Source organism: Campylobacter subantarcticus LMG 24377 (assembly GCF_000816305.1).
Lineage (GTDB): Bacteria > Campylobacterota > Campylobacteria > Campylobacterales > Campylobacteraceae > Campylobacter_D > Campylobacter_D subantarcticus.
On record NZ_CP007773.1, the window covers coordinates 1,465,724 to 1,485,574 of the forward strand.

General features: G+C 29.4%; 20 protein-coding genes. 6 read left to right on the forward strand and 14 right to left on the reverse strand.

Annotation, left to right across the window (positions count from 1 at the left end):
* Both CSUB8523_RS07530 and CSUB8523_RS07535 read left to right on the forward strand, forming a co-directional pair.
* On the forward strand, nt 1–564 hold the full coding sequence (locus CSUB8523_RS07530; RefSeq protein ID WP_043020090.1) for a DedA family protein: 564 nt from the start codon (nt 1–3) through the stop codon (nt 562–564).
* Nucleotides 561–1,817 (forward strand): ComEC/Rec2 family competence protein, encoded by a 1,257-nt coding sequence (locus CSUB8523_RS07535; protein ID WP_043020091.1) that lies wholly within the window; start codon nt 561–563, stop codon nt 1,815–1,817. The genes CSUB8523_RS07530 and CSUB8523_RS07535 overlap by 4 nt, the downstream gene beginning before the upstream one ends.
* Here the strand turns inward: CSUB8523_RS07535 and CSUB8523_RS07540 are convergent.
* Genes CSUB8523_RS07540 through CSUB8523_RS07550 form a run of 3 tightly spaced genes read right to left on the reverse strand, consistent with a single transcriptional unit; the run spans nt 1,764 to nt 4,668 of the window.
* The gene (locus CSUB8523_RS07540) at nt 1,764–2,576 is read right to left on the reverse strand and encodes a ribonuclease BN (RefSeq protein WP_043020092.1); all 813 of its coding nucleotides are present in this window, start codon (nt 2,574–2,576) and stop codon (nt 1,764–1,766) included. The genes CSUB8523_RS07535 and CSUB8523_RS07540 overlap by 54 nt on opposite strands.
* Nucleotides 2,576–3,958, reverse strand: a complete 1,383-nt coding sequence (locus CSUB8523_RS07545; protein ID WP_043020093.1) for a gycolate oxidase, subunit GlcD-related protein — start codon at nt 3,956–3,958, stop codon at nt 2,576–2,578. Before CSUB8523_RS07545 ends, CSUB8523_RS07540 begins: the two co-directional genes overlap by 1 nt.
* Nucleotides 3,958–4,668 (reverse strand): plasminogen-binding N-terminal domain-containing protein, encoded by a 711-nt coding sequence (locus CSUB8523_RS07550; RefSeq protein ID WP_082019387.1) that lies wholly within the window; start codon nt 4,666–4,668, stop codon nt 3,958–3,960. Before CSUB8523_RS07550 ends, CSUB8523_RS07545 begins: the two co-directional genes overlap by 1 nt.
* A 126-nt stretch (nt 4,669–4,794) precedes the next feature.
* On the opposite strand from CSUB8523_RS07550, the gene CSUB8523_RS07555 reads away from it, so the two are divergent.
* The 3 genes from CSUB8523_RS07555 to tpx are packed head-to-tail and all read left to right on the forward strand — an operon-like array spanning nt 4,795 to nt 7,827.
* Nucleotides 4,795–5,952: a M23 family metallopeptidase gene (locus CSUB8523_RS07555; RefSeq protein ID WP_043020095.1), complete on the forward strand. Its 1,158-nt coding sequence runs from the start codon at nt 4,795–4,797 to the stop codon at nt 5,950–5,952.
* A 1-nt stretch (nt 5,953) separates the two neighbouring features.
* On the forward strand, nt 5,954–7,297 hold the full coding sequence (gene mgtE / locus CSUB8523_RS07560; RefSeq protein WP_043020096.1) for a magnesium transporter: 1,344 nt from the start codon (nt 5,954–5,956) through the stop codon (nt 7,295–7,297).
* Between the two features lie 14 nt (nt 7,298–7,311).
* Nucleotides 7,312–7,827 carry a thiol peroxidase gene (gene tpx / locus CSUB8523_RS07565; RefSeq protein ID WP_043020097.1) on the forward strand — a complete coding sequence of 172 codons (516 nt, stop codon included), beginning with the start codon at nt 7,312–7,314 and terminating at the stop codon, nt 7,825–7,827.
* Here tpx and CSUB8523_RS07570 read toward each other — a convergent pair.
* The 4 genes from CSUB8523_RS07570 to CSUB8523_RS07585 all read right to left on the reverse strand — a co-directional run bounded on the left by CSUB8523_RS07570 (nt 7,824) and on the right by CSUB8523_RS07585 (nt 11,530).
* On the reverse strand, nt 7,824–9,209 hold the full coding sequence (locus CSUB8523_RS07570; RefSeq protein WP_039664409.1) for a replicative DNA helicase: 1,386 nt from the start codon (nt 9,207–9,209) through the stop codon (nt 7,824–7,826). The genes tpx and CSUB8523_RS07570 overlap by 4 nt on opposite strands.
* A gap of 12 nt (nt 9,210–9,221) precedes the next feature.
* Complete coding sequence (gene cysK / locus CSUB8523_RS07575) at nt 9,222–10,124, reverse strand: cysteine synthase A (RefSeq protein WP_043020098.1); 903 nt, start codon at nt 10,122–10,124, stop codon at nt 9,222–9,224.
* A 97-nt stretch (nt 10,125–10,221) separates the two neighbouring features.
* Nucleotides 10,222–10,524, reverse strand: a complete 303-nt coding sequence (locus CSUB8523_RS07580) for an HU family DNA-binding protein (protein ID WP_039619003.1) — start codon at nt 10,522–10,524, stop codon at nt 10,222–10,224.
* Nucleotides 10,525–10,615: 91 nt separating this feature from the next.
* Nucleotides 10,616–11,530, reverse strand: coding sequence for a heptosyltransferase II (locus tag CSUB8523_RS07585; protein WP_043020099.1), 915 nt, complete (start codon nt 11,528–11,530; stop codon nt 10,616–10,618).
* 50 nt (nt 11,531–11,580) lie between these two features.
* Here CSUB8523_RS07585 and CSUB8523_RS07590 point away from each other — a divergent pair, with 50 nt between their 5' ends.
* A complete protein-coding gene (locus tag CSUB8523_RS07590; protein ID WP_043020100.1) occupies nt 11,581–12,381 on the forward strand; it encodes a glycosyltransferase family 2 protein in 801 nt (266 codons plus the stop codon).
* A gap of 4 nt (nt 12,382–12,385) precedes the next feature.
* Here CSUB8523_RS07590 and CSUB8523_RS07595 read toward each other — a convergent pair whose 3' ends face one another.
* Genes CSUB8523_RS07595 through neuB form a run of 7 tightly spaced genes read right to left on the reverse strand, consistent with a single transcriptional unit; the run spans nt 12,386 to nt 19,850 of the window.
* Nucleotides 12,386–14,308 (reverse strand): motility associated factor glycosyltransferase family protein, encoded by a 1,923-nt coding sequence (locus CSUB8523_RS07595; RefSeq protein ID WP_235362554.1) that lies wholly within the window; start codon nt 14,306–14,308, stop codon nt 12,386–12,388.
* The gene (gene ptmA, locus CSUB8523_RS07600; protein WP_043020102.1) at nt 14,308–15,072 is read right to left on the reverse strand and encodes a flagellin modification protein PtmA; all 765 of its coding nucleotides are present in this window, start codon (nt 15,070–15,072) and stop codon (nt 14,308–14,310) included. The genes CSUB8523_RS07595 and ptmA overlap by 1 nt, the downstream gene beginning before the upstream one ends.
* Entirely contained in the window at nt 15,072–15,779 is a 708-nt protein-coding gene (locus tag CSUB8523_RS07605) for a flagellin modification protein, acylneuraminate cytidylyltransferase (protein WP_043020103.1), read from the reverse strand. Before CSUB8523_RS07605 ends, ptmA begins: the two co-directional genes overlap by 1 nt.
* The gene (locus tag CSUB8523_RS07610) at nt 15,772–16,674 is read right to left on the reverse strand and encodes a Gfo/Idh/MocA family protein (protein WP_043020104.1); all 903 of its coding nucleotides are present in this window, start codon (nt 16,672–16,674) and stop codon (nt 15,772–15,774) included. Before CSUB8523_RS07610 ends, CSUB8523_RS07605 begins: the two co-directional genes overlap by 8 nt.
* A complete protein-coding gene (locus CSUB8523_RS07615; protein WP_043020105.1) occupies nt 16,671–17,699 on the reverse strand; it encodes a glucosamine-1-P guanylyltransferase in 1,029 nt (342 codons plus the stop codon). The genes CSUB8523_RS07610 and CSUB8523_RS07615 overlap by 4 nt, the downstream gene beginning before the upstream one ends.
* Entirely contained in the window at nt 17,696–18,856 is a 1,161-nt protein-coding gene (gene neuC / locus CSUB8523_RS07620; RefSeq protein ID WP_148308437.1) for a UDP-N-acetylglucosamine 2-epimerase, read from the reverse strand. Before neuC ends, CSUB8523_RS07615 begins: the two co-directional genes overlap by 4 nt.
* Entirely contained in the window at nt 18,846–19,850 is a 1,005-nt protein-coding gene (gene neuB, locus CSUB8523_RS07625; RefSeq protein ID WP_043020107.1) for an N-acetylneuraminate synthase, read from the reverse strand. Before neuB ends, neuC begins: the two co-directional genes overlap by 11 nt.
* Nucleotide 19,851: the final 1 nt, after the last annotated feature.

The following is a 19,851-nucleotide window of genomic DNA, read 5'->3' on the forward strand; positions in this document are numbered from 1 at the left end:
ATGCAAGAAATGATAGATAATCTAAGCACTTATGGCTATTTGATTTTATTTTTTTATTCTTTTGGTGGTGGTATGGTTGCTATACTTGCTGCAGGAGTGCTTTGTGCAAGTTCTACTAAGCTTGATTTACATTTGTGTATATTTTTAGCCTTTTTGGCTAATACCATAGGCTCAACTTTATTATTTATCCTAGGAAAATACTACAAAAAAGACATAATGCCTTATTTTAAAAATCATAGAAGAAAAATTGCTCTTGCTATGATGAAAATCAAAAAATACGGTGATTTGCTTTTAGTGGTGCAGAAATTTATTTACGGAGTAAAAACTATCATTCCTATAGCAGCAGGTCTTTGCAAATTTAGCCTTTTAAGATTTGTTATTATTAATACCTTAGCTAGTTTGATTTGGGCTGTTGTTTTAGGTTATGCTGGTTTTATTTTTGGGAATACCCTAAAAGAAGCCTTTGAGGTATTTGCCAACTATCCCTACATAGCTCCTGCTTTTATAATCACTTTAATTTTTATTATATGGTTATATCTATCACGTTTTTCTAAGAAAAAATGACTTTAAAAATCTCTATAAAAGAAACTTATAGAGATTTTTTTATTTTATTATTATGCTTTTTTACTATTTTTAGTTTAAATCTTATCTATGAGTATAAAAAATATCAAAATTTTAAACTTACTAAGCATTTATTGCTAAAAGACAATATCGTTTTATCTTCTTATGAAAAAACTAATAAAAAAGATAAAAAATATCAAGTTTTAAAACTTAAAAATTCTGATTTTGTTTTTTACACTACTAGTTTTAAATATCTAAATTTAAACAAAAATGATGTAGTAAATCTTAGAATTATTACTAAAAATATTAGCTTTAAAGATTATCTTAGTAAAAGTTTTTATGCGCCAAGTTATGACTTTAATAAAACCAAAACACAAAAAGAAAATATCTTAATAAAGTATTTTTTAAATCAACATCAAAACGAAAAAATCAAAGAGTTTTATGGGGCTTTATTTTTTGCCAAAAATATATCAAGCGAACTTAGAAATGATGTGAATTTTTACAATATTGCACATTTAATCGCTATTAGTGGGTATCATTTGGGCTTGTTATTTAGCTTTTGCTTTTTGATTTTTGCTCCTTTGTATGCTTTTTTTCACAAACGATATTTTCCTTATAGAAGTTTAAAACTTGATGTTAGTATTTTTGCTTTTTTGCTTTTGCTTTTATATATATTTTTAATAGACTTTAGCCCTTCTTACACAAGAGCTTTACTAATGAGTCTTTTCGCTTTTTATTTATTTAGTAAAAATATCAAAATTTTAAGTTTTAAATTTTTATTTTTAAGTATAGTATTTTGTATTGGCATTTTTCCAAAACTTCTTTTTAGTGTTGGATTTTTATTTTCTATTTTGGGAGTTTTTTATATTTATTTATATCTTCATCACTTCAAAGATCAATTTTCAAATTTCACTCACATTTTTTTACTAAATATTTGGACCTTTTTAGCAATGATTACTCCTGTATTATACTTTTTTCCTCTACTTAGCTTTCAGCAATTTTTAGCCATACCTTTAAGTTTAGCCTTTATAATATTTTATCCTTTGGTTTTAATCTTGCATATTTTTTCTTATGGAAATTTATTAGATTTATACTTAATGCATTTTTTTGAGTTTAAAATGCATGCGATTAATCTATCAATACCTTTTGTGTTTTATTTTATTTATTTAATTTTATCTTTAATCGCTATATTTAATAAATATTTAGCTCTTTTTATAGTTTCTCTTGGGTTTATTCCCTTTGTTTTCTTGATTTAAAAACAAATATGTTTTTAAGCCTAAAAGATAAATAATCCAAGAAATATAAATCCACAAAAAGAAAAATAAAATCACCGAGAAAGAACCATACACATTTAAATAAGTCTTATTATACACCGCATAATAAACAAACACCATTTTAGAAATATACCAAATCACAGAAGCACCAAAAGAGCTAACAAGCAAAGCTTTTAAATCCCCTTTCTTGCTAACCGAACTTGAATAAGATACAAAAAATAAAGCCCAGATAATCACATAAGGCAATACCTCAAAAAAATTCAAAGCAATATTAAATTCATCTAAAGTTTGTTGTATAAAACCTGAGATATAAAAACTCACTCCAAGCCCAAGTGGAGTTAAAGTTGCCAAAGTCCAATAAGAACTAATACTATGCCAAAGACTTTTTGAATCTTCCTCTAAAAGCTTATTAATCACATAATCATAACCTGAAAAAAACGCCAACGATGTCAATGCCATAGCCAAAAGCCCGATCAGCCCTAAGTTGACACTGTTTTTTAAAAAAGTGTTGATGTATTGTGTAATCAAATCTTGCTGTGTTGGAATCAAAAAAGTGAAAATTAAATTTTTAATTTTTTCTTGATAAATTTCAAAACTCGGAATTTGCGTAAAAACCCAAAAGCATAAAAATAAAAGTGGTATTAACGACAAAATCGTATAAAAACTTAAAGCTGCTGCATAATTTAAAATTTCTTTATCTCTTAAAGCTAAAAGAATTTTAAATAAGTTTTTAAAATTCATCAAAGTCCCATTTTAAAAGGGTTGAGTATATTATTTGGATCAAATGCTTTTTTGATATTTCTCATTAGCTCCATTTCAGCTTCATTAAAAGCTAGCTTCATAAAAGGAGCTTTTGAAATTCCTATGCCATGCTCTCCACTTAAAGTCCCACCCAAAGAAACCGTAAGCTTAAAAACTTCCTCCACAGCTTCATAGCCTTTTTTAACTAATTCAGGATTGTTTTTATCACTTACCATAACATTTGTATGCACATTTCCATCACCAGTATGCCCAAAACAAGGAATTTTAAAACCATATTTTTTAGAAATTTCGCTTATGCCTTTTAAAAGCTCTGGTAGCTTTGAACGCGGCACTGTAATATCTTCATTAAGTTTTAAATTGCCATACATTGCTATACTTTGAGAACAGTTTCTTCTAGCAAACCAAATATCAGCTGCTTCTTGCTCATTTTTTGCTATTTTAAATTCTCTTACACCTGATTCATAAAAACTTTCTTGTAGGATTTTAAGATCTGCTTCTATGGCTTCTTCCACATTACCATCTACATCAGCAATCAAAATCGCACCCGCATCCATTGGCAAGCCTTTTTGAAATTTTTGCTCTAATGCTTGTATGCTAAGTTGATCTAAAAATTCCATAGAAACAGGCGTAACACCTTTAGCTAAGGTTTTATAAACCGCATTCATAGCTTCATCAATGCTATTAAAAATTCCCATTGCGGTTTTTTTAAATTTTGGCAAAGCGACTAACTTTAAAGTAATCTCACTAAGTACAGCCAAAGAACCTTCACTTGCGATTAAAATTCCAGCAAGATTATATCCTGCCACATCTTTTATGGTTTTTTTACCCGCTCTAATAATTTCCCCATTAGGTAAAACCGCCCTTAAAGCCATCACATAATCTTTGGTGATACCATACTTAGCAGCCCTCATACCACCTGCATTTTCACTTACATTTCCCCCTAAAGAAGAATATTCCATGCTCGCAGGATCAGGTGGATAAAATAAACCATACTCTTTTATCTTTTCTTGCAAAACCATATTAATCACACCAGGTTGCACTACTGCGACTAAATTTTCAAGATCAATTTCTAAAATTTTATTCATATGCTTTTCAAAACTTAGCACTACTCCGCCATTAATAGCCAAACTTCCACCCGTAAAACCACTACCCGAGCCTCTAGGGATCACTATGATTTTATTTTTATTGCAATATTTTAAAATTTGACTAATATCATTTTCGTCTCTTGGAAAAAGTACCCCATCGGGCAAATAATGCTTTTTGGTAGCATCATAACTATACGCTCTTTTATGAATAGGATCAAAGTGTGCGTTTTCAACCCCTAAAAGATTTTGAAAAAATTTTTGGTGAATTTCTTGCATTATTTTTCTCTAGTTAAGCTAATTAATTTTTCATAATATACATAATAATTTCCAATTGCCTCATCGTTTAAACTAAAAATATCACTTTTATAGCCTGTGATTCTTGAGTAAAATGGTATCTGTAAACTTTTTGCTGATGGAATGCTAATTTCTTCAATCTTGCCAAAATCTTGACAATCGATCACTTCAGCTCTTTTTTCCAAAGCCACTACCAAAAGTCCTACTGCATTTTTAGAACAAAAAGATCTAAAATCTGATCTTCTTGGTGTTTGACGGTATTCTTGTATCATATGCGCACCAAATAAATCAGGGTGTAAAAAATAAATTCCATTTAATTTTTGTGCTATAAAATCATACACACTTTTATCAGGAGCTATAATCAAAGCTCTATCGTATAAATAATTTAAAACTATTTTATCGCCTACTTGCGGCAATACACTTGGTAAGGGCATAGCATCTTGAGCTAGCATATCAAAAACTTTAAACTGTAATTTAACTAAGCCATTTTCACGCCCAATCACACCCACTCTTGCAATGATAGATTTTTGCGTATCAATCTCATGCACCACAATACCGCTTGAATATAATAAAATTCTAGGATCATCTTTTATATAGCCGTAAATATCATCAACTTTTTCAAGTTTTGTTTGTATCAAATCAAAATTTTTAGCTTGCAAAAATGCTAAAAAACAACAAAGCAATAAAATAATTCTTGACAATTTATACTCCTTAAAAATGTCTAAAAATTAAATTATATTGTTTTTTCCTTACAAAATTGTAAGAAAAATTAAGTAAAATACAAATTTATGTTTAAATTTTAGAAGGCTTAAAATATCATGAAAAAAATTTTCATAACTTTACTTATTTCAATGAAGCTTTTTGCTATTTCAAGCATTGAAGAACTTTCTTGGGAAAATGGCAAAACTTTACTTGACTTTTTACAAGATCATACTATACCACTCAATTTATATTATAATCTTGATGCTGAAGACAAAGAGCTAAGCGCAGAAATTGCAAGTGGTATTAAATACCAAATGCTAAAAGATGAACAAGGCGAGCTTGAGCAAGTTTTAATCCCTATTAGTGATGATTTACAAATTCACATTTATAAAAATACGGATAATAAATTCGTATTAAGTTTCACGCCCATTTCTTACACTAAAGAAAAAAGAATCATTCGCGTAGCTATTAACAACTCAGCTTATCAGGATGTTTATGATGAAAGCGGTAGCGTAACCTTAGCAAGAGCCATGGTAAGAGCTTTTAAAAATACCGTTAATTTTAAGAATGTTAGAAAAGGCGATAGTGTTGTTTTGATTTATGAGCAAAAAAGAAGACTAGGAAGACTTTTTGGTGATATCAACATCCACGCAGCTTTAGCTAACATCAGAGGCAAAGAGTATTCTGTATTTTTATATAAAGATTCCTATTATAATGCCCAAGGAAAAGAACTTGAAAATTTCTTTTTAACTAAACCTGTTAAATATACAAGAATTTCAGATCGCTTCACTAGAGCAAGATATCACCCTATACTAAAACGCTATAGAGCACACTTAGGCATTGACTATGCTGCTCCAACAGGCACTCCGGTTAAAAGCGCGGGAGATGGGGTTGTAAGTTTTGTTGGAACCAAAGGTGGTTATGGTAAGGTTGTACAGGTAAAACATATATCAGGCTATATGACCCTATATGCTCATCTTAGCCGTTTTGCAAAAATCAAGCGTGGTCAAAAAGTTAAACAAGGCCAAATAATTGCTTATGTAGGCTCTACTGGTATGAGTACTGGCCCACATTTGCATTTTGGACTTTATCTCAATAATAAAGCAATCAATCCTGAAACCATAGTTAAAATTCCAAAATCAAGCCTAAGTGGAAAAAACAAAGAAGAATTTTTAAAAATGGTAAAAGAATATGAAAACCGTTTGCAAAGTGTAGATGAAAACTATCAAAATCCACCAAAAGAACAAAATATAGAAAATTCTATGGAGCTTTGAGATGATAAATGATTTTTTAGAAGCGCAAGAACTTTTAAAAAATATTTCTAAAGATCAAAGTACCCATAAAACCAATGAAGCTCTAAAGACTATCAAAAGATATGATGAAGAACTTTATCTTCAAACCCTTAAATCTTTTGACACCCAAACACTTGCAAATGTAGCTACTATAACGCCTGAACATATATTAGAGGATATTTTAGAACACTTAAGCATTATAAAGATTGCTAAGGCAGTTGAAGAACTTGAAAGTGATGATGCGACTGACTTAATTAAGCGTTTTGAAGAGCTAAATCCACAAAAAACTTTAGCTATTTTAAACCGCTTAAGCTCTGAAAATAAGGAAGAAATTCTACGTCTTAAAAATTACGATGAAAATACCGCAGGTGCTTATATGCAAACAGAAATTTTTACCGCTTCTATTGATGAAAGTATAGAAAAAGCGATAAAAAGATATAGAATTTTAAAGCACTCAGGCCGGGTAGATCAAATTTTTCAAGTTTACATCATAGATGGCTATGGAAAACTTTGCAATGCAATCAACTTAAGCGATCTTTTACTTTGGGATTTTAAACTAAGTTTTGCAGATATCATTAAAAATAATGACGAAAAGTACAAAAGCTACAGTATTAAAGATCATGAAGATATACAAAAAGCTATTGATTTGGTAGAAGATTATGATTTGAGTGTTTTAGCGGTTGTAAATGATAATGGAGTGCTTTTAGGTAGAATTACCTATGATGATATCCATGATTTGATCCAAGAAAATGCAACAGAACAAATTTACAATCTAGCTGGAGTTGATGAAGATGCTGAAGAAGAAAGCGCTTTTAAAGCAGCCAAAGCAAGAGCATTTTGGCTAATGATTAATCTTACTACCTCATTAATCTCAGCTAATATTATTAGTCTTTTTTCAGGTGAAATAGAACAGCTTGTAGCCCTAGCAGTACTTATGCCTATCGTAGCTTCTATGGGAGGTAACACAGGCTCGCAAGCTTTAGCAGTAACCGTTAGAAAACTCTCACTCAATGAAGTAGAATTTAAAGACGCTAAAAAAGTCATCTTAAGAGAAAGCGGAATTTCTCTGCTAAATGGTTTAGTATTTGCAAGTATTATGAGTATCATAGCTTTTGTATGGTTTAAAACTGCTCTTTTAGGACTTGTGATAGCTTTATCTATGTTAATTAATCTTGCTTTAGCTGGTTTTGTAGGATCTTTTGTACCATTAACATTGAAAAAATTTAAAATCGATCCTGCAGTAGGTTCAAGTGTAGTGATCACAGCTATCACAGATGGATTAGGATTTTTTAGCTTTTTGCTTTTGGCAAAAATGATTTTATTATAAAAAAAAGGGGAATTATGTCAAGTATTAAATACAAAGATCAAAACATAGAACTTGCAGGAGTTGAACTAGAAGTTGGCGATAATGCTCCAAGAGTAACTCTAAGAACCAAAAACCTAGCTCCAGTAGAAATAGCACCACCTGGTAAAACTCAAATTTTATTAACCTTTCCTAGCTTAGACACTCAAGTATGCTCTAAACAAGCAAAAGAAACCAACAAAAGATTAACTTCTATGAAAAATATTGAAGTTATTATTATTAGTATGGATCTACCTTTTGCTATGGATCGTTTTTGTGCTACTGAAGGGATTGATAACATTACAACCGCAAGTGATTTTGCCTTTAAAGATTTTGGTACTAATTATGGAGTGTTAATAAATAATAGTATATTTGCAGGATTAGCAAGAGCAGCTTTTGTAGTCAAAGATAGAAAAATAGTATATAAACAACTCGTAGAAGAATTAATGGGGAAAATCGATTTTAAAGATTTAGAACTTTTTATGCATAGAAATTATGGTTATCCTTTGAATTAACCTTCAAAGTTTGTAACCATAAAATCTTCTTTTGGAGCTTCAATAAAGCACGATTTTTCTTTTAAAAAAAGCAAATCCACGTGTCCCACAGGGCCATTTCTATTTTTACCTATAATAAGCTCAGCTTTTTCTTGCACAGGGTTTGACATAAATTTCCTCTCATAAGTCTTGCCTTCATTTTTGGCTTTATTTTCTCTTTCTTTTTCTTCTTGCTCTCTATAAACCTCATCTCTATATACAAATAAAATCGTGTCTGCATCTTGCTCGATAGCACCACTTTCTCTCAGATCGCTAAGCATAGGACGCTTGTTAGCTCTACTTTCTAATGAACGATTTAATTGCGAAAGCGCAACCACTGGCATATTTAATTCTCTTGCTAAAAGTTTCAAACCTCTTGAAATTTCACTCACTTGTAAATGTCTATCATTGAAAGCTGAATTACTCATCATAAGACCGATATAATCAACTACGCAAAGCTCAATATTTTCATCTTGAGCTTTAATTTTGCGTAAAATCGAACGAATATCTGCTATGCTAGCATAGCCGCTATCGTAAATATAAAGATTTTTTTGCGCATATTCATTACAAGCATCACCCACCCTACTCCACTCATCATCGTTTAAATCTGCAATGAGAATTTTTTGCAAAGGAATGGAAGTTTTTGCACTGATTAATCTTTGCATGATTTGCGTAGCAGGCATTTCTAGTGAAAACATCACAACACCTTTATTTTGCCTTAACGTTTTTTCTATAAAATTTAAACAAATTGTAGTTTTTCCCATACCTGGACGTGCTGCGATGATTACAAGATCGCCGGGTTTAAAGCCTTTTGTCATTTTATTAAGCTCACTAAAGCCTGTATCAAGTCCTAGAATATCTTTATTTTCAGCCTCTTTTTGCTTTTTAAACTCATCCATAAGTTCAGACATAACCATAGTCATATCTTTAATATTATTGCTATTTACACGGTTAGTAAGATTGAAAATTTCTTTGCCTATTTCATCTGAAATTTGAGAAATACTTTTATCTTCATTTACCCTTGAAGGTATAGTATAAGCAAAATTTAAAAGCTGACGCCTAATGGATTTTTCTCTTAATTCATATGCGTATTTACTCACATCTGCTATGGAAGTAGTGGCTAAAACTTCAGCTAAAATCTGCTCATCTATTTTTTTATGTTTTCTTATAAAACTTGCACTTATTGGCTCACCTGCATTCACACAAGCTAAAATCGCTTTGTAAATATCTTGATGAGCTTTGAGTGAAAAATCATTAACTTCAATATCAGAAGAAATACTAAAAAAAGAATCTTCACTATATATACAAGAACTCAAAATCGCCCTTTCAAGATCTAAATCAAAATGTTCATTATTTTGACTCATACATACTCCTAATTATAAATTTGCGAATAAATCAGTTGATAAATACCTCTCGGCTGTATCATTTAGCATAGTCAAGACTTTTTTGTCAGGATTTTCTAAGGCAATTTTTCTAGCCATAAAAACATTTGCCCCACTTGAAATTCCTGCCATGATACCATTTTTACCTAGCTCTAAGGCTGTATTTATAGCATCTTCATTGCTTACACAAACTATCTCATCTATGATTTTTTGATTTAAAATTTTAGGGATAAAATTAGCTCCTATACCTTGAATTTTATGACTTGCAGCTTTGTTTTGACTTAAAAGTGGAGAAGCTGCAGGCTCTAAAGCAATGATTTTGATATTAGGATTGTGTTTTTTTAAAATTTCTCCTACCCCACTAATAGTCCCACCCGTACCAAAACCTGCCAAAAAAATATCAAGATCAGGTAAAGTTTTTAAAATTTCCAAAGCTGTGTTTTTTCTGTGAGCATTTTTATTGTTAATATTTTCAAATTGGCTTATCATAAATGAATTTGGAATTTCACTCAAAAGCTCATTGACTCTATCAAGTGCTCCTTGCATACCTTTGCTTGCTTGAGTAAGCTCTAGTTTTGCACCAAAAAAACTCATCATTTTTCTACGCTCAATACTCATAGACTCAGGCATTGCGATGACTAATTTTAATTTCAAACTTGCACAAATCATTGCCAAAGCTATGCCTGTATTTCCACTTGTGGCTTCTATAATCGTTGTTTCTTTGTTAATCTTACCTTCTTCTAAAGCTTGTTTTATCATCTCTAAAGCTGCTCTATCTTTTATAGAATGGCTTGGGTTAAAATACTCACATTTAGCATAAAGATTTGGAGCAAATTCTTTTAAAGAGATAATCGGGGTATTACCTATACAATCTAAGATATTATTATAAACTGACATTGGTCTTCCTTTAATATTTTTAAAAACAATATCAAAAGAAAATTAATGCATAATCTATGAAGAAAAACGCAAAAGCTAAAAAACTTTTGCGTAAGAATTATTTTTTAGCTTTTTTAGCAGTTTTAGCAGCAGCAACTGCGTCTTTAAGGTTTTTACCTACTTTAAATTTAGCAACTTTAGTAGCAGGTACTTTGATAGTAGCACCAGTGCTTGGCACTCTAGCTTCTCTAGCAGCTCTTTCAGCTACAGAAAATGTACCAAAACCGATAAAGCTAATGCTATCACCTTTAGCTAACACATCAGTAATAGTAGCAATTACTGCATCAGTAGCTGCAGTTGCATCTTTTTTAGTTAGCCCAGCAGTTTGAGCAACTTGAGAAATAAAATCTGCTTTAGTCATAAAAAGCTCCTTGATTAAAAATGATTGTTAAGTTTAACACATTTATCAAGCTTTTGCAAGAGTTTAAGCCCAAATCATAAGGAAAAATACACTAAAAAAATGCTTTTGCTAAATTTATTACCACTTCGGGTTTTAATTCTTTCATACATTTGTGGTGTTTTAAAGGGCAAACTTTTTGCATGCAAGGCATACAAACTAGATCAAGATGAGCTATCTTAGCGTTTTCTTGCCAAGGTGAGGTTTGACTGAATTTGGTTGATCCAAAAATAGCTACTGTTTTCACCCCATAAACTGCACCTATATGCATAGGACCGCTGTCGTTTGTGATGAGCAAATCAAGCATAGAAATGTTTTTACATAAAGTATAAATGCTGGTTTTACCACAAAGATTTTTTGCCTTTATACCTGCTTTTGAAAGTAAATGTTCAATTTCATTACAAATTTCTCTCTCTCTTTCTATCCCAAAGATTAAAATTTGATGGGTGAAGCTAAATTCTTTTGCAACTTGGGCAAAATAGCTTGCTTCCCATCTTTTAGCACTTCCAAAATGTGCGCCTGCATTTACACCTAAAATTTTTCGAGTTGACTTTGCTTTTATAGGGAGTTTTAAAACATTTGAAGTGGCTTTAAAATTCAAAGCTTTTTCTGTGAAATTTAAGTACTTTGAGACTTGATGCTCTTCTTTTAGAATATTTTTATCAAAATAAAATCTTTTTTTTGCTTTGATTAGACTTAAAATAATCTTGCTTGAAAATGCCGAGCGAAATGAAAAAGCTAGATCAAATTTGCCAAGGTTTTTTCTAGCTTTTAAAATTTGTCTATATCTTTGCTTTTTATTTTCTACTAAGACTTGAGCATTTTCAAAGCGTTTAAAAAGCTCTGTGCTCACAAAAGAACCATAAAAAGTAAATTTAGCTTGGGGATATTTTTCTTTTATAGCATAAATAGCTGCACTAGCCATCACTGCATCACCAAGCCAAGTAGGAAGGTTGATAAAAATATTCATGATTTTCCTTAAAATAAAAGCTATAATTATATCAAAAATAAAGAGCTAAAATGAGTCAAATTTCTATCATACTGCCAACTTATAATGTAGAAAAGTATATAGCTAGAGCATTAGAAAGTTGTATTAACCAAACTTTTAAAGACATAGAAATCATTGTAGTAGATGACCTTGGTAATGATAGAAGTATAGATATAGCTAAAGAATATGCTAGTAAAGATGATAGAATAAAAATCATACACAATGAAGAGAATTTAGGAACTTTTGCTAGTAGAAATATAGGTGTGTTAAATGCAAAATCAGATTTTATCATGTTTTTAGATCCTGATGATTATCTAGAGCTTAATGCTTGCGAGCTTGGGCTTGAAAAAATACAAAATATCGATATGGTAGTATTTGATGCATATGTGCATAGGGTGAAATTTAAAAAATTTTATAGATTTAAGCAAGATGAGCTTTTTAATAAAGATGAATTTTTGGAATTTTTACTTAGGCAAAAACATTTTTGCTGGAGTGTTTGGGCAAAAGTATATAGAAAAAATTTGATTTTAAAAAGCTTTGAATATATTGATTTCAAAGAAAGACTTTGTTATGGGGAGGATGTGCTTTTTAACTATATAAATTTTATGCTAAGTGAAAGTTTTTTTATATCAAAAGAATGCATATACCGCTATGAATTTAATGAAAATGGTAGATATGAAAACAAAAATAAAGAAATTTTATGGCAAAATTATAAAGATAAAAAAAGAAGTTTTGAGCTTATAAAAAAGCTCTCATATAATTATAAAAAATTTAATGAAAAATTACTTGAAATTTTTGAAATGGATTTAATAAATTTAAAAAATAGATTATAAAATATCAAAAATTAACATTTCTTAAAGTTCTTTGCTCGATTTTTTCTACTAAATTTAGAAAACCTTTTTCTATAAGCTCATCTTTAGTTGTAACTACACTTCTTTGTAAAACTTCTTTTTGAGAATCTATATGAGCTATGATTAATTTTATCCAATCTAGATGTTCTTTTATCCAAAGCATTGATTTATTGTAGCTATCTTCTTGTGTTTTTGGATTTAACACATAAATTCTTGCTAAATTTAATTCAAATTGTCTGATTAAAGGTCCATTCAACAAACCACAGCGATATATGCTAGTTTTAATTGCATCAATTTGTTTTAATATGAATTCAAACATATGTATAGAATTTTGAATATCTAAATTATCAATATGTAATAAATTTTTATTTATAGATATATTTCTTTCGCATAATTCTTTTTTTAAATTTTCATATTGTCTAATGCTTTTTATAATTTTGAAATATGCTTTTAATAATAATTCATTTTGTTTATTTAAATTTAAATTTTCAAGTTTTATAAAAGGCTTATTCAAATCTTTTTTTAATAATTTTTCACATACTTGCTTAAAAGGCTCTTCAATGGTTCCATTTATTCTTGCTCCACCCTCAGTACAGTTATAAATTTTTATATTCATCTTATTAAAGGTAAGAATATCATTTTCAAGTATTTTTTTAAAAAAAATCCATGTTTTATGTGTTTTAACATAGCCTATTCCACCATACCCTAACACATCTATATGTTCATAGGTATCAGTTTCGAAAGTTGATGAATTTTGATAATCTTTTGGATGGGATTCTCCTATATCATTATAGGCTAAATCTTGCCCAATAAATATTATATTGCTATGTTTTAAATGAACTGATAAATAACAGGCCATATGAGCAACACTCCATCCCATGTTAAAATACCCAAAATCATTTAAAGAGCAATATTTAAAAAAATATTCTGGAGTTGAAACTATCATATATTTTCTTTTATTTTTTTCTAAATACTTAATAGTATTTGGATGAGTAACTGATTTAATAACAAATAATATATCTTTATCAAATTCACCAAAATCATGATTAAAAAATTCACTAGTAAAATCAGTTCTCTCGAGTGAAAAAACATAATCAGGTTTAATATTTGCTTTTGCAAGTATAGGGTAAGCACTATCAGCACAAAATATACTAGCTTTGTTTTGATATTGTTTTAAAAGTGAAAGTTGTTTAGTTAAGCTAGGACCTGTTGAAACTATTATAGCTGTCTCGCTTAAATTTTTTCTTTTATTTAATAATTCTTTATAGCTTGGATTGGCTATCATTTTAGGAATATTTTGTATAAAATGTTTTATACCTTGTAAAGTATCCAATGGATCATCACCAATAGAAATTATATTTTCTTTTATAGCATCTTGTATTAAAGAATTTAATTTTAAAATTTCTTCTTGATACTTGTCATCATAATAATCACAATGTATCTCTAAAAAATAGGTCCTTAAAAAATTAAATATCAAATTGTTTAAAAACAAATTTTTTAAATCATTGATATTTTCATTATTTGGATCTAGTAGTAATAATCTATTTTCTTTTAATTCCTTAGAAAAATCTATCATTTTAAACATAGTATAGATTATATTTACATCAGGTTCAAATACTAAAATAATCTTATGATTTAGATTTTGCAAAAGAGCTTTGTATAAAATTCCATTTCCAAAACCATAAAAGAACAATACAGGATATAAAAGATATTTATCATTGTATAAATTTAATGTTTTATTTAATTCTTCTAACGGCTTATCATAAAGCCTATACCCCCCCCCGTCTATGATATTTATATCTAAATTATCATCACCTTGCACTATTTGATAAGTTTGATTTACTTTTTTTAATTGCTCTTTTAAATTATGATCAAATACTGCATTAATATTATTTTCTAAAATACTCATCAAAGTCCCCATCCATCATCTACTATTATAGTTTGTCCTGTTATAAATTTAGAATAATCAGACATTAAAAATATCAAAGTCCCACATACATCATTAGCATCTAGCATACCTTTAGAAGCACAACACCTTCTGTAAGCATCTAAAAACACTTGAGGTTGATTGTCTTTTATACCACCAAAGGCTACACTATTTACTCTTATGTTTGTATTAAAAAGCTCCTTAGCAAGCCAAACGCCAAGATGATTAATACCAGCTTTAATCACACTATATTCTAAAGAACTTTGCATAGAAGTTCCTTTATAATTTTCAAATTTAGGGGCATACACACCCATAATTGAACTTAAATTAATAATATTTCCAAAGCCTTGCTTTTTAAAAAATTTCGCCATTGTATTAGCCACAAAAATAAAACTAGCTAAATGTAAATTCAAACTCTCACAAATTTGTTCATAACTTGCTTCATAATAAGCAATTTTCCCCCAATCTTTACTCATAGGATAAGCACAATTAACAAAAGCATCAATTTTTCCAAATTTTAAAATAGCTTCTTTTAAACAATCTTCAATTGCTTTTTGATCATTTATATCAATTTTTTTGCTTAAAATGCGTTCTTTATTATTTAATTTTAATACTAAGTGAGATAATTTTTCCTCGTTAATATCTGCAATGATAATTTTTCCATTATGCTCTAAACACGCCTTGCTCAAAGCACTCCCTATACGGCCACATGCTCCTATTATAAATACTACTTTATCTTTAATCATTAAAAATCTTCCTGTTTTAAATTAGCCTTTTTGATTAAAAATTCAACTATTTCAAAATCAAACTCACTATCTATATCAAAAGCTGTTTTTTCATCCATTATATACAAACTCGTATCTTTCCCAAACAAAGTATCATTTTTTAGTAATTTCTCTCTAGTAAAAATATAAATACTAGCATTCATATCATAACATTTTGGAGCACTTTGACGCGTAGTAAAATTTCCTTCTTTGGATTTTTTTACCTCATTATTATCTACTTCTATTAGATTAAAATATGGATTGCGTCTTGCTGGAGTAGCTGTGATTAAATTTGATTTTTTTTCTTGTTTAAAAAGCTCATATGCTTTGCAAATATCTTTACTATTTCGCAAAGGTGCAGAAGCATCAAGATCTATTATAGTGTCAAATTTGGTATTAAAATATTCTTCACTTTTTAACAAAGCATCTTTTATAACAGGTAATTTAGCACTATCATTTTTTGCCAGATTTTCATCTCTTTTAAAAAAAACTTCTCCACCATACTTTAAGGCAACTTCAGCTATATCATCACTATCTGTACTGATTACAATATGATCAAATAAATTAGAATTTTTAGCCTGGATAATACTATATGCTATTAACTCTAAATTATTAATTTTTTTAATATTTTTATTTTTTACTCCCTTACTTCCACCTCTTGCACATATGGTACACAAAACATCACCCATCTACTCTCCTTTTAACCTCATCACTCAATCTTAAAACTTCTAAAGCTTCATTAAATTTACAAACACTATCATCTCTTTTTAAAACTTTTTTATAAAGATTGATCAATACTTTATTTGTATCACTTTGATATTCTTTTGTTTCTAACAAAGCATTTTTATCATATATATGTAATTTATTATCAATCAAATCTGCATGATAAGTTTTTGTATGCGAATGCAATATAATCTCTCTTTTAGTTAATTTGGAAAAATAATCAAGTTTAATATGCATCAAACTATCTTTTGATTTTAAGGACATAAACGCAAAATCATCACTATTGATCTCAAGTTCTGAAATTTTTAAATTTTGCGCATAGAGAAGTTGTGGTTTACCGAACATAAAAAATGCCAAATCTAGTTCGTGCGATAAATCCAACAACACCCCACCGCCTAACTCTTTTTTAGCGCTATAATTAAACCGATAATCACAATCTCTCCAATTTGGCAAATAAGAAGAGCAGTTTAATTCTGCGAAATAGATATGAGGTTCTTGTTGTATAATTTTTTTTAGATCCAAAATCAAAGGATGAAAACGCAATAAATAGGCTACGAAAATATCATTTTTACCACTTAAATGACAAGTTTTAAAAGTTTCAAAAAGAGGTTTTTCTACCAAAATAGTTTTATTTTCTACTTTACTATCAATCGCTTTTAAAGTGTGATAATGATCAACTGTAATATTTGCAATCACAAATAAATCAAAAGTTTCCAAATTTGCCTCATATAGTTCTTTAAAACACTCAATTTTATTTTTATCATAGCTTTTTGAGACAATACTTACCTTAAACCCCAAACACTCTAAAGCCAAATGATGTTTTCTTCCTATGCTACCATACCCAATAATTAATGCTTTCATTGAAAATCCACTATTGCTTTTTCATACTCTTCAAGCCTACCTATATCAATCCAATAATCTTCTAATAAATAAGAATTAATTTTTAACTTTTGCCCTAGCAAAGACTTTATTAAATTTGGCATATCAAAATATGTGTTTTTATCAATATACTTTAAAACCTCTGGTTCTAATACATAAATTCCAGCACTCACTAAAAATTTTTGCACAGGCTTTTCTTCGATATCTTCTATGTAGTGATTAAAAACTTTCACAACACCGTAAGGAATTTGGTGCTCAAATTCTCTAAGCACTGCACTCATCACCGCTTTACTTTTTTTATGCTCTTTAATAAGCTTTTCAAAATCAAGTTTAGTTAAAATATCTCCATTCATCACAATGAAAGTGTTTTTTATATCTTGCACCAAAGACAAAGCTCCGGCGGTTCCAAGCTTTTGTTTTTCTTTGATATAAGTGATTTCAACTCCCAAATTCTTACCATCTTGAAAATAATCACAAATAACTTCTTTTTTATAATTTACACAAAATATAAATTTTTTAAAACCTTGCTCTTTAAAATTTAAAACAATATTTTCAAGTATAGGTTTTTTTCCTACTTTCAACATGGGTTTTGGAGTATCTTTGGTAAGCTCACCCAATCTACTTCCAAGACCACCCACCATTAACACCACTTCATTTTCAAAGCTTTTCTCTTTAAGCACTGAAGCAATTGACTTTATAGCTATGACTTCATTATTATCATTTAAAACCGGAAAATCATAAACATCTGTTTGACTAGCTAATTTTAAAAGATACTCTTTGCTTGTATTTTCTTTTATAGTTAAAGAATTTTTAGTATAAATTGTCTCTATGCTGTCTTCAAGCTTTTGACCATTGAGCAAAGCTCTTCTAATGTTTGAATCACTAATTACACCTAAAAATTTATTATTTTCTACCACTAAAGCTATTCTGACACGTTCATTGCCTATGGTTTTTAAGGCTTCTTGTATACTTGCATTTTTAGTAAGTTTTAATTTTTCGATACTCATTGCATATCCACGAATTTTTTATATAAAATTTTTTCCAAAGATATGTTTTTTATGATATCTTTTATCATCACACTTGTATTATCTTCTTTGCATTCAAAAGGATTGGTAAAATTTTTTAGTTTTTCTTGATACTCTTTGGTGTTAGTATACAAAAATGCTTGTTTTAAATGATAAATATCACAATTTATGATATTATCTGCAAAAATTCTCCCTTCTTGTCTATTGCCTATATTAATACAAGGAATTTTAAAAAAAGGACTTTCGCAAATTCCACTAGAACTATTCCCTATTAACATGCTTGATATTTTCATCAAACTCAAGTATCTTTTAGAGCCTAAATTGTCAAACAAACGTGCCTTGTGAGATTGTTTTATGCAGTATTTTTCCAAAAGCTTATTAATAAACAAACCATTTTCATCAGCATTTGCTTTAGTGAAAATCAAAGTAGAATTCTCCAAACTATCTAAAAAATCAAGCAGTAATCTCACTTCTTCTTCTACACTTGTTGTTTGTATTGTTTGAGGATGATAGGTTATTAAATATATATTTTTATTAAAGGTTAAATTTAATTCTTTTTGTAATTCATTTTTACTTAAAAAAATCATATTTTTAATGTTTTCTCCTCCTAAAGACCCCACATTAAAAACCCTCTCCTTGCTTTCTCCAAGCTGTAAAATCCTATTTGCATAATTTTGCGTGCTAACAAAATGCAAATGCGCCATTTTACTAATAGCATGTCTTATACTATCATCAATGGCTCCCAAAGTAAGCTCACCTCCACAAAGATGCGCTAAAGGGATTTGCATAAGCAAGCAGGTACTAGCACAAGAGAGCATTTCATATCGATCACCTAATATTACTACCATATCAGGTTTCAACTCTTCAAAAGCCTCACAAAGTGAAATTTGCAAAAGCCCCATGCTTTTACAAATACTTATTTTATCATCATTAGATAGCAATATTGGGATTTTTTTATCAACTTTAAATTCTTTTTCAATTTCTTGGTAAGTAAAGCCAAAATCTTTACTCAAGTGAGCTGCTGTAACAACAAGTTGCAGTGTTAATTCATCATCTTGATCTATACATTCACACAGTCTTTTTAGCAAATACCACTCGGCTCTAGTACCACTAACAACACAAATTTTTCTACTCATCAATCAACTCATCTTCACTATAGTTTCTTTGTGCAATTTTACCTAAATATCTATCATAATTCATGGCACAAATTCCATTTCCTGGTCGCTTTGTGGTTAAATTTTCTTCACTAAAATATTCGCCATTTTTTATAGCTTTTTTAGCTACTAGTGATTTTCTCGCTATATTTTTATTTTTATCTTCACTCTTGCTAGGTTTTTTAATTCCATCTCCAAAAGCTTGCTCCAAATCTCTTATAGCCTTTACCATAATCTTTAACTCATCAGGCTCCAAAGATGCTTTATGATCAGGTCCCAACATGCTCTTATCTAAAGTAAAATGCTTTTCTATCACACAAGCTCCCATAGCTACAGCTGCTATAGGTATAGTTACTCCCAAAGTATGATCAGAATATCCTACGGGCAAGCAAAAGGTTTTTTTTAAAGTTTGCATAGCATTTAAATTTACATCTTCAAAAGGAGTGGGATATTCAGTATTACAATGTAAAATAGTGATTTTATCTCTTTGGGTGCCATTTTGCTCCAAAATCTTTATAGCGCTTTTAATTTCATCTAGTGTAGACATGCCAGTAGATAAAATAATCTTTTTATTAAAACTAGCAATCTTTTTTAAATAAGGAAGATTAGTTATTTCTCCACTTGGTATTTTGAAAATTTCCACTCCAAGTTCCACAAGTAAATCTATACTTTCTAAATCAAAAGCAGTAGAAAGAAATTTAATATTAAATTTTTTACAATGTTCTATTAAAATTTCATGATCTTGTTTAGAAAGTTCTAATTTTTTAACCATATCAAGCTGGCTTTGATTTTCATCAGTAGCTTGGAGTTGATACTCTGCTTTTTTGGCATTTTTGCTTATACAATTTTCAGCTACAAAAGTTTGAAATTTTACAAAATCAGCCCCAGCTTCACTAGCTACTTCAATGAGTTTTTTAGCTATATTAATATTGCCATTATGATTAACTCCAGCTTCAGCTATGATTATGGTTTTTTGCATT

Coding starts and splice junctions, on each gene's coding strand:
- CSUB8523_RS07530 (WP_043020090.1), top strand. CDS start 1: ATGCAAGAAATGATAGATAATCTAAGCACTTATGGCTATTTGATTTTA.
- CSUB8523_RS07535 (WP_043020091.1), top strand. CDS start 561: ATGACTTTAAAAATCTCTATAAAAGAAACTTATAGAGATTTTTTTATT.
- CSUB8523_RS07540 (WP_043020092.1), bottom strand. CDS start 2,576: ATGAATTTTAAAAACTTATTTAAAATTCTTTTAGCTTTAAGAGATAAA.
- CSUB8523_RS07545 (WP_043020093.1), bottom strand. CDS start 3,958: ATGCAAGAAATTCACCAAAAATTTTTTCAAAATCTTTTAGGGGTTGAA.
- CSUB8523_RS07555 (WP_043020095.1), top strand. CDS start 4,795: ATGAAAAAAATTTTCATAACTTTACTTATTTCAATGAAGCTTTTTGCT.
- mgtE (WP_043020096.1), top strand. CDS start 5,954: ATGATAAATGATTTTTTAGAAGCGCAAGAACTTTTAAAAAATATTTCT.
- tpx (WP_043020097.1), top strand. CDS start 7,312: ATGTCAAGTATTAAATACAAAGATCAAAACATAGAACTTGCAGGAGTT.
- CSUB8523_RS07570 (WP_039664409.1), bottom strand. CDS start 9,209: ATGAGTCAAAATAATGAACATTTTGATTTAGATCTTGAAAGGGCGATT.
- cysK (WP_043020098.1), bottom strand. CDS start 10,124: ATGTCAGTTTATAATAATATCTTAGATTGTATAGGTAATACCCCGATT.
- CSUB8523_RS07580 (WP_039619003.1), bottom strand. CDS start 10,524: ATGACTAAAGCAGATTTTATTTCTCAAGTTGCTCAAACTGCTGGGCTA.
- CSUB8523_RS07585 (WP_043020099.1), bottom strand. CDS start 11,530: ATGAATATTTTTATCAACCTTCCTACTTGGCTTGGTGATGCAGTGATG.
- CSUB8523_RS07590 (WP_043020100.1), top strand. CDS start 11,581: ATGAGTCAAATTTCTATCATACTGCCAACTTATAATGTAGAAAAGTAT.
- CSUB8523_RS07595 (WP_235362554.1), bottom strand. CDS start 14,308: ATGAGTATTTTAGAAAATAATATTAATGCAGTATTTGATCATAATTTA.
- ptmA (WP_043020102.1), bottom strand. CDS start 15,072: ATGATTAAAGATAAAGTAGTATTTATAATAGGAGCATGTGGCCGTATA.
- CSUB8523_RS07605 (WP_043020103.1), bottom strand. CDS start 15,779: ATGGGTGATGTTTTGTGTACCATATGTGCAAGAGGTGGAAGTAAGGGA.
- CSUB8523_RS07610 (WP_043020104.1), bottom strand. CDS start 16,674: ATGAAAGCATTAATTATTGGGTATGGTAGCATAGGAAGAAAACATCAT.
- CSUB8523_RS07615 (WP_043020105.1), bottom strand. CDS start 17,699: ATGAGTATCGAAAAATTAAAACTTACTAAAAATGCAAGTATACAAGAA.
- neuB (WP_043020107.1), bottom strand. CDS start 19,850: ATGCAAAAAACCATAATCATAGCTGAAGCTGGAGTTAATCATAATGGC.